At 39.1% G+C, this 8420-nt stretch carries 7 protein-coding genes; 3 read left to right on the plus strand and 4 right to left on the minus strand.

Features of this window, described 5'->3' with window-relative positions:
- A partial coding sequence (gene bcp / locus WBM98_RS13955; protein WP_424366636.1) for a thioredoxin-dependent thiol peroxidase occupies nucleotides 1-401 on the minus strand: 401 nt, incomplete at its 3' end.
- 53 nt (nucleotides 402-454) lie between these two features.
- Between bcp and WBM98_RS13960 the strand changes: the two genes are divergently transcribed.
- Nucleotides 455-1117, plus strand: coding sequence for an endonuclease III domain-containing protein (locus WBM98_RS13960; RefSeq protein ID WP_424366637.1), 663 nt, complete (start codon nucleotides 455-457; stop codon nucleotides 1115-1117).
- Nucleotides 1118-1346: 229 nt separating this feature from the next.
- On the opposite strand, the gene WBM98_RS13965 is transcribed toward WBM98_RS13960, so the two are convergent.
- The gene (locus WBM98_RS13965) at nucleotides 1347-1931 is read right to left on the minus strand and encodes a sigma-70 family RNA polymerase sigma factor (RefSeq protein ID WP_424366638.1); all 585 of its coding nucleotides are present in this window, start codon (nucleotides 1929-1931) and stop codon (nucleotides 1347-1349) included.
- Nucleotides 1932-2571: 640 nt separating this feature from the next.
- A complete protein-coding gene (locus tag WBM98_RS13970; RefSeq protein ID WP_424366639.1) occupies nucleotides 2572-3153 on the minus strand; it encodes an RNA polymerase sigma factor in 582 nt (193 codons plus the stop codon).
- Nucleotides 3154-3397: 244 nt separating this feature from the next.
- Between WBM98_RS13970 and uvrA the strand changes: the two genes are divergently transcribed.
- Together uvrA and WBM98_RS13980 are read left to right on the plus strand one after the other, a co-directional pair.
- Entirely contained in the window at nucleotides 3398-6175 is a 2778-nt protein-coding gene (gene uvrA / locus WBM98_RS13975) for an excinuclease ABC subunit UvrA (RefSeq protein WP_424366642.1), read from the plus strand.
- 481 nt (nucleotides 6176-6656) lie between these two features.
- A complete protein-coding gene (locus WBM98_RS13980) occupies nucleotides 6657-7838 on the plus strand; it encodes a hypothetical protein (protein WP_424366640.1) in 1182 nt (393 codons plus the stop codon).
- Nucleotides 7839-8121: 283 nt separating this feature from the next.
- Here the strand turns inward: WBM98_RS13980 and WBM98_RS13985 are convergent.
- A partial coding sequence (locus WBM98_RS13985) for a hypothetical protein (protein ID WP_424366641.1) occupies nucleotides 8122-8420 on the minus strand: 299 nt, incomplete at its 5' end.

Raw genomic sequence — 8420 nt, forward strand, 5'->3', positions numbered from 1 at the left:
TTGGTTACAACACCTTCCCCATTGATTACAAATGACATTCGATGTATTCCATCATACGTTCTGCCCATGAATTTTTTGGGACCCCAAACACCAAAGGTATTGATAACGGTGTGGTCCTCATCGGCCAAAAGCGGAAATGGGAAATCGTATTTGTCCTTAAAATTCGCCTGTCTTTTTTGTGAATCGGCGCTAACCCCCAATAATTGGTAGCCTTGGGCTTGTAATTCAGCATAATTGTCCCTTAAATTGCAGGCTTCCGTGGTACACCCTGGAGTACTGGCCTTGGGATAGAAAAATACAATCAATTTTTTTCCGTGGTAGTCCGATAGTTTTAAAGTGTTTCCATCTTGGTCTTTCGCCATAAAATCGGGGACTTTATCTCCTACTTGCAATGTTTTCATAATCGATTTTAATAAATTAGCCATTCGTAATGTATCGCTAAATTAAGCTTTAAATGACAAAAAAGGAAAAGGTCGGTTTTACCATAAGAACTTTGCAGGAACTCTACCCTTCGATACCGGTACCTTTAGACCATGCGGACCCTTATACGCTATTGATCGCAGTGCTTTTGTCCGCTCAAAGTACCGATGTGATGGTAAACAAAATCACGCCCAAGCTTTTTGTCAAGGCCGACAATCCGTATGACATGGTAAAATTGACCGTGGATGAAATCCGGGATATCATAAAACCCGTTGGCCTGTCACCTATGAAATCGAAAGGCATCTATGGCCTGTCCCATATTTTAATAGATAAATATGACGGAAAGGTCCCAAATGATATCGCTCTATTGGAGGAATTGCCAGCGGTGGGCCATAAAACGGCAAGCGTCGTTGTTTCCCAAGCCTTTGGAACGCCCGCTTTCCCAGTAGATACCCATATTCATAGACTGATGTACCGATGGGGTTTTTCAAATGGTAAAAATGTGGTGCAGACAGAAAAAGATGCGAAACGAATTTTCCCCAGGGAATTATGGAACGATCTTCATTTACAGATAATTTGGTATGGTCGTGAGTATTCCCCCGCCCGAGGGTGGGACCTTGATAAGGATGTCATCACTAAGACCATTGGGAGAAGATCGGTGGTCAACGATTATTATAAAAAGTTAAAAACCCGCTAATTAGCGGGTTTTTTTTTCAATTTAAGTTTATTTCGAACTGCATTTCGTTTTGATGAACAATACATAGTGATTTAGAAAAATTGGTCAAAAACTGTATTGTTTCCCGACAGGCCATAATTGGACTGCTCTTCTTTTGGCTCTCAAAGTAAATTTTTTCCATATTGATTATAGCATTGTTATGTTTAAATAACGCAACTAAAATCATATTATTGTTTTAACCCAAGATTCCTTATGAATTTGTAAGCACGATCTTGTTCTTGTCTATGATTTTTCTAAGGTTTATTAGGGCGTAACGCATTCTCCCCAAGGCGGTATTGATACTAACGCCTGTGTTTTCTGAGATTTCCTTGAAACTCATATCTTTATATATACGCATTAATAGTACTTCCCTTTGATCATCGGGCAACTCATCAATAAGGCTTCTTAGGTCCGTATTGATCTGATCTTCGATCAATTGCTTCTCGGCATTTAACTTATCATCCCCTATAACAGAGAAAATGTTGAAGTCATCACTCCCTTCGAACATCGGCATTCTTTTGTTTTTCCTAAAATGATCGATGATAAGGTTGTGGGCAATTCGCATTACCCAAGGCAAGAATTTACCTTCTTCACTGTACGTCCCTTTTTTTAAGGTTTTGATTACTTTGATAAAGGTGTCCTGAAAAATATCCTCGGTAATATCCCTATCCAATACTTTGGAGTAAATAAAACTTGATATACGTTGATTGTGTCTATTGATTAAGATTTCCAGGGCCTTTTCATCTCCACTGATGTAATCTCTTACCAGTATTGAATCTTCGATTTGTAGTTCCATGCAGAGTACTTTTAAGTTTAGGGCTTCTTTTGTTTAAGCTTGATTATAGTTATTTGGTCTTCACTTTACGTGTATCGCCGTTTTCAATATTTATTGTGCTATTCTTTAATTATGACCTAAAACTAGAGAAAAGGGTGAGTGTGGAAAAAACTATGTTGTCAAACCCTTGTAATATGATGTGAAACAATCAATTTTGATTTTTAATACAATAATTAGGGTCTTTGGCAGTTATGGGGATCACAAAATGGTGTGCCTTACTTCATCCATCTATATTGAATAATTTTGATAGTGGATTTCAGCTTTCGAATTGTTTGAATAAAAAAGCCCCCATTATCATTATAATGAGGGCTTTTTTATCAGATCAATATGATCGTTGAACATTCAGTTCATGTTACTTTCAAACTTTATACCTTTAATGTCATTTATTTTCAAAGCTTTCGAATAGCTCAATAAAAAATCAATGGTTTCAGGTTTTGCCTTTACTATTTGGCAATTTTTCTTATTATCGACGTAAAATTTCTCCATATTTGTTACAGTATTGTTTCACTTAAAAAACGCCACAAGTTTAAATATAGTGAATACGTTCGACCTAAGGTCTTTTAATTCGTCAAAATTATGGGATGCTCGACCTATGTTATGATTAATTCGTTAAAACAATGTTATTCTCCTCGATGATCTTCCTTAAATTGATCAATGCATAGCGCATTCTTCCCAAGGCGGTGTTTATACTTACCCCTGTATTCTCGGAAATTTCCTTAAAACTCATATCCTTGAACATGCGCATTTCCAAAACATTCCGTTGCTCTAGGGGCAACTCTTCGATTAGAAGCAACAAATCCTTATCAATCTGTTTTTTTATGAGTTGTTTTTCAATATTCAACTTCTCATCTTCAATGACCGAGAATATATCAAAGGTACTTGAGCCATTGAAATAAGGCATTCTGCGATTTTTACGATAATGATCTATAATCAGGTTATGGGCAATCCGCATGACCCATGGCAAAAATTTCCCTTCTTCGTTATAGTTCCCTTTCTTTAAGGTGCGTATGACCTTAATAAAGGTATCCTGAAAAATATCCTCTGTTATTTCACGGTCATTGACCTTTGAGTAAATAAAGCTACTAAGTCGTTGGTTATGCCTATTTATAAGGGTAGACAAAGCTCTTTCATCTCCGTTAATATAATGCTGTATAAGTAGGGAATCTGCTTTTTGAAGTTCCATGGCAATTACTTTTTTGGGTTAAAACTATGGGCCCTATCCATTGGGAAAGGCCTTGTGGGTCCACACTAATTTTAAAAAGTAATTGTCTTCGTATAGGCTTGTTAACTTTTTATTAGGCTCAAATATAGAAAAAATTATAGGTTATAAAAAAATAGTCGTGTTATAATAAAGAATTTAGCACGTGGAACTACTTAACTGGCAAAAGCATTCCACTTATTGTATCTTTGCCGTCCTAAACAAGTATATGCCCGCATTGCAAGACATTGATCCCAAGGAAAACATCATCATCAAAGGTGCCAATCTGCACAATTTGAAGAACCTTGACGTGGTCATCCCCCGAAATAAACTCGTAGTGATAACAGGGCTTTCCGGTTCGGGTAAATCGAGTTTGGCCTTTGATACGCTATATGCCGAAGGGCAAAGAAGGTATGTGGAGAGCCTGTCTTCCTATGCCCGACAATTTTTGGGAAAATTGAACAAGCCCAAAGTAGATTATATAAAAGGAATCGCCCCTGCGATTGCCATAGAACAAAAGGTCAATTCGACCAATCCTCGTTCAACCGTAGGCACGAGTACGGAAATCTACGATTATTTGAAATTATTGTATGCCCGTATTGGGAAGACGATATCCCCCATATCGGGCGAAGAGGTAAAAAAACATACGGTCTCAGACGTGATCAAATACGTTCAGACCTTTAAGGAAGGTGAAAAACTATTATTGTTGGCCCCTATCACCATCAAAAAGGATAGGGATCCCATCAAATCACTACAATTGCTTTCAAAACAGGGCTATGCCAGGATCAAATTCAAGGACAAGGTGATTCGTATTGATATGGCCCCAGGGAATATTGGGCATACCTTTGACCTTGTCATCGACCGGATCATCACCAAAAACGATGAAGATTTTTACAATCGTCTGGCCAATGCCGTTGATTCCGCTTTTTTTGAGGGCAAGGGAGAATGTATCATCGAAGAACTAGCTTCGGGCAAACAAACCGTATTCAATAATAAGTTCGAAAAAGACGGAATGTCGTTTTTAGAACCCAATGTGCACCTCTTCAGCTTTAACAATCCGTACGGAGCCTGTCCTAAATGTGAAGGTTATGGCGATGTAATAGGTATTGATGAGGATTTGGTCATACCCAATACTGCCCTTTCGGTCTATGAAAATGCCATATTCCCATGGCGGGGTGAGAGCATGGGCTGGTATCGTGATGAACTGGTCAACAATGCCTATAGATTCGATTTTCCTATCCACAAGCCTTGGTTTCAACTTTCAGAAGCCCAGAAACAATTGGTTTGGGATGGCAATTCACATTTTACCGGATTGCATCGATTTTTCTCCATGTTGGAAGAGAAGAGCTATAAAATTCAGAATAGGGTCATGCTCTCGCGGTATCGGGGAAAGACAAAATGTAATGAATGTCGTGGGAAACGGTTACGCAAAGAGACCAATTATGTAAAAATCGATACGAAGTCGATTACGGATTTGGTTGAATTACCTATAAAACAATTAACGGTTTTTTTCAAAGAACTTTCGCTAAATGAATTCGATGCACAAGTAGCCGATCGATTATTGAAGGAAATCAATACCCGATTGGGCTTTTTGAAAAAAGTGGGCCTTGATTACCTTACCTTAAACAGAAAATCGAACACCCTTTCGGGAGGCGAAAGCCAGCGCATCAATTTGGCAACCTCATTGGGCAGTAGTCTTGTGGGCTCAATGTATATTTTGGATGAACCCAGTATCGGATTGCATCCTAAGGATACCGAAAATCTTATAGCCGTTTTAAAATCACTGCGTGATTTGGGCAATACGGTCATCGTGGTCGAGCATGATGAAGATATCATGAAAGCCGCTGATGATGTTATCGATATTGGTCCTGAAGCTGGGACACATGGTGGTGAGGTAGTGGCACATGGGACGCTCGCCGAAGTTCTAAAATCTTCTTCCCTGACCGCAAGTTATTTGAATGGCACCCTAAAGATAGCCATTCCCAAGGAACGTAGAACATCAAAAAATTATATTGAAATCAAAGGTGCCAGGGAAAATAACCTGAAAAATATAGATGTAACCTTTCCCCTGAATATGCTAACCGTTATTACCGGCGTCTCGGGAAGTGGCAAAAGTACTTTGGTGCGAAAATTACTTTATCCCATTATCTTGAAGGAAGTAGGTGGGTATGGTGAAAAAGCCGGACAATTTACTTCGGTTGAAGGCAAGTATCAATCGATTAAGCATGTTGAGTTTGTGGACCAGAATCCTATTGGCAGATCATCGCGTTCAAATCCGGTGACCTATATAAAGGCCTACGATGAAATAAGGACCTTGTTCGCTGCCCAAAAATTAAGCAAGATCAGAGGGTATCAGGCAAAACACTTTTCATTCAATGTAGACGGTGGTCGCTGTGAAAAATGCAAGGGAGAGGGAGAGATTACGGTAGAGATGCAGTTTATGGCCGATGTGCATTTAGAATGCGACACCTGTGGTGGAAAACGATTTAAGAAGGAAGTACTTGAAGTAACCTTTGAAGGGGCCAATATTGCCGATCTCCTCAATATGACCATTGATGACGCCATCGATTTTTTTGAAAAGCACGGACAAACCAAAATTGTTGGAAAACTGAACCCACTGCGGGAAGTTGGCTTGGGGTATGTTACGTTGGGACAATCTTCCTCAACCCTCTCAGGAGGTGAGGCCCAACGAATCAAGCTGGCATCCTTTCTAGTAAAAGGAATCACAAAAGAGAAAGCCTTGTTCATTTTTGATGAACCTACTACAGGTTTACATTTTCATGATATCAAGAAATTATTGAAATCTTTTGATGCGTTGATCGCAAGAGGCCACTCGGTCATTGTTATCGAACATAATATTGAGTTGATCAAATGCGCTGACCATATTATTGATTTGGGTCCTGAAGGGGGTGATCATGGTGGACGCCTTTTGGCCACTGGAACTCCAGAGGAGATCATCAAAAATAAAGATTCCCATACCGCGAGATATCTTAAGGAAAAGTTATGAGTGATGCTTTCGAAGGACGGAGTTATTAATGATCATCCTTTGAAATTTATTTGAGAGCATCCTATTCATGGGCATTAGCGGAATTGGTGTGCCATAAAAAGGTCTGCAGCGTATCAGGTTTCAGTTTTTAATTGTCCCGAGGTATACCCATGCCAATCAGAAATTCACAAAAAATCAAATGCTGCGCGTATAACGCATTAATGGTTTCTGTAGTAAACTCCCAACCTCTTAAACCCGTAAACTCAAAACTCCTAAATTTCTGAATTCCTGAATTCAGAACTCCTAAACGAATAAACTTTTAAACTTTTAAACTCAAAAATCCATAAACCCACGAACCTATTAGCTTAGAATAGTTCTTTTAATAATATTTTAAATAATTGATAATCAATATCTTATAAACATTATCCATTTTTTGGCACGCTGTTTGGTATATACTAATCGAATGTGAATAGTTGCATTCGGGAATTTAAAACCTTATATCATGAGAAATTTAGTACTCCTTTTTACAGCCCTCATTTTAGGTACCACTGGTATCATGGCTAGTACAGTTGAAGATAAGGTTGCAACACGCAATGCTTATAATTATAATAACTCGTTCATTTTTGTTGAGAATGGCATTACGTTTTCAGTATATCCCGATGGTGAGTTCGATTTTTATATTGAGAATTATGTATCAGGTCGTAAGAACGGCGTGACCATGAATTCTGGATATGATTATAGTCCCTATGCACAATACGATGACTATGGTGCAGTGATACAAGTTGAGAATGTTCCTATTTATTATGACTATTATGGTCGTGTCACCCAGATTGGTGATGTCAATATCAATTATAGGAACAATAGGGTATCTCGATTGGGTGGTATGAATGTATATTACAACCATAATGGATTCTATGACTATCATACCGGCTACATCAATGTCTACAATAGGCATTATGTATACAGACCTTTCCATAGTTTCTTCTTAAGACCTGCCATTGGATTCTCATTGGTATTCAATAGACCTTACAGAAGATATTATACGCCATATAGATATACCTATTACAACCCATATAGATATAATAAGCGACATGCTTATGCCAAAATTGGAAGGGAACACAGATACAATCAAGTTCGTCGAGAACGGGCTACGATCTACAGAAATGATAAGAGAGTCGCACAACGTGCTGACAATACGCGAAGAAATGATGGATTACGAAGCAATAGAACTGTGTCTAGAAATAATAAATCCTATACGTCCAATACCCAAAGGGGTGAAGTCGTACGGAATTCAGGTACACGATCAAACAGCAACAACGGTAAAGTTGCCGGTAGAACAGCGGTTGATAGATCAAAAACGATACAAACAAGGTCGGTACGTAAAAATGACGTTAGATCATCCGGTAACCGTAGTGTTACCCAACGATCAACAACGGTAAAGTCGCCACAGCGAAGTACGGTTGCCAAAAGGACGGTAACCCAAACCCCTCGAAGGACTACCGTAACGAGAAGTAGTACTACGAAAAGTGCCCCAAGGTCAGTAGCCCAAAGGCCTACTACCCGTAGTGCCAGTAAAAGTACGGTTCGCAGTGCGCCCGCTCGAAGTAAAAGTGTAGCTACACGAAGCAGTACTAGAAGTAGTAGCTCGAGGGCCACGCAGGCAAGAAGCTCAAGAAGGCAGTAAATAAAAGAAGAACAAAGACCCTGACGATTCTGTCAGGGTTAGTTCGACCAACGAATTTCAATTCGCTTATGGCTTTTGAAATTCGGGTCTCACTAAGATAGTTTTTAGGTTGGTTAGTTGTTTAAGCCCTGACGCGATTTATATCCGTCAGGGTTTTTTTTCATGGTATATTATCCGACTACCAAAATCGAAAAACTAAAAAGAGATGGGATACCATGAAGTTTACAAACAAGAAACATCGAGGGGGTGTACCCCCTTCGATGTTTCTATATAGCATTAAGTTTTACCTGTGATTTACAATCCAATTACGCAATGGATTCCAAACAAGTTCATTCGCATCGTAAGCAAACCATAGATCGGCATGGCTATAACCAGTTACGACAACATTTGCTATATCGGTGCTCGCAGTATAACCGCTTGTATATGAACCAGCCAAACCTCCACCTAATTCCGAACCTATGTATAATATAGGAACTGTAATTTCGTCGAAGTATTCTTCATAACTCACATTCACTGAATCACAACAACAAGCCGCCATATCATGTTTAACTTGCATGGGCCAATGAGGTGAAAGGTTAGAAG

Source organism: Maribacter sp. (assembly GCF_049667165.1).
Classification (GTDB): domain Bacteria; phylum Bacteroidota; class Bacteroidia; order Flavobacteriales; family Flavobacteriaceae; genus Maribacter_A.

Excerpts from the sequence above, each read along its gene's own strand:
- WBM98_RS13960 (WP_424366637.1), top strand. The coding sequence starts at position 455 with ATGACAAAAAAGGAAAAGGTCGGTTTTACCATAAGAACTTTGCAGGAA.
- WBM98_RS13980 (WP_424366640.1), top strand. The coding sequence starts at position 6,657 with ATGAGAAATTTAGTACTCCTTTTTACAGCCCTCATTTTAGGTACCACT.
- uvrA (WP_424366642.1), top strand. The coding sequence starts at position 3,398 with ATGCCCGCATTGCAAGACATTGATCCCAAGGAAAACATCATCATCAAA.
- WBM98_RS13970 (WP_424366639.1), bottom strand. The coding sequence starts at position 3,153 with ATGGAACTTCAAAAAGCAGATTCCCTACTTATACAGCATTATATTAAC.
- WBM98_RS13965 (WP_424366638.1), bottom strand. The coding sequence starts at position 1,931 with ATGGAACTACAAATCGAAGATTCAATACTGGTAAGAGATTACATCAGT.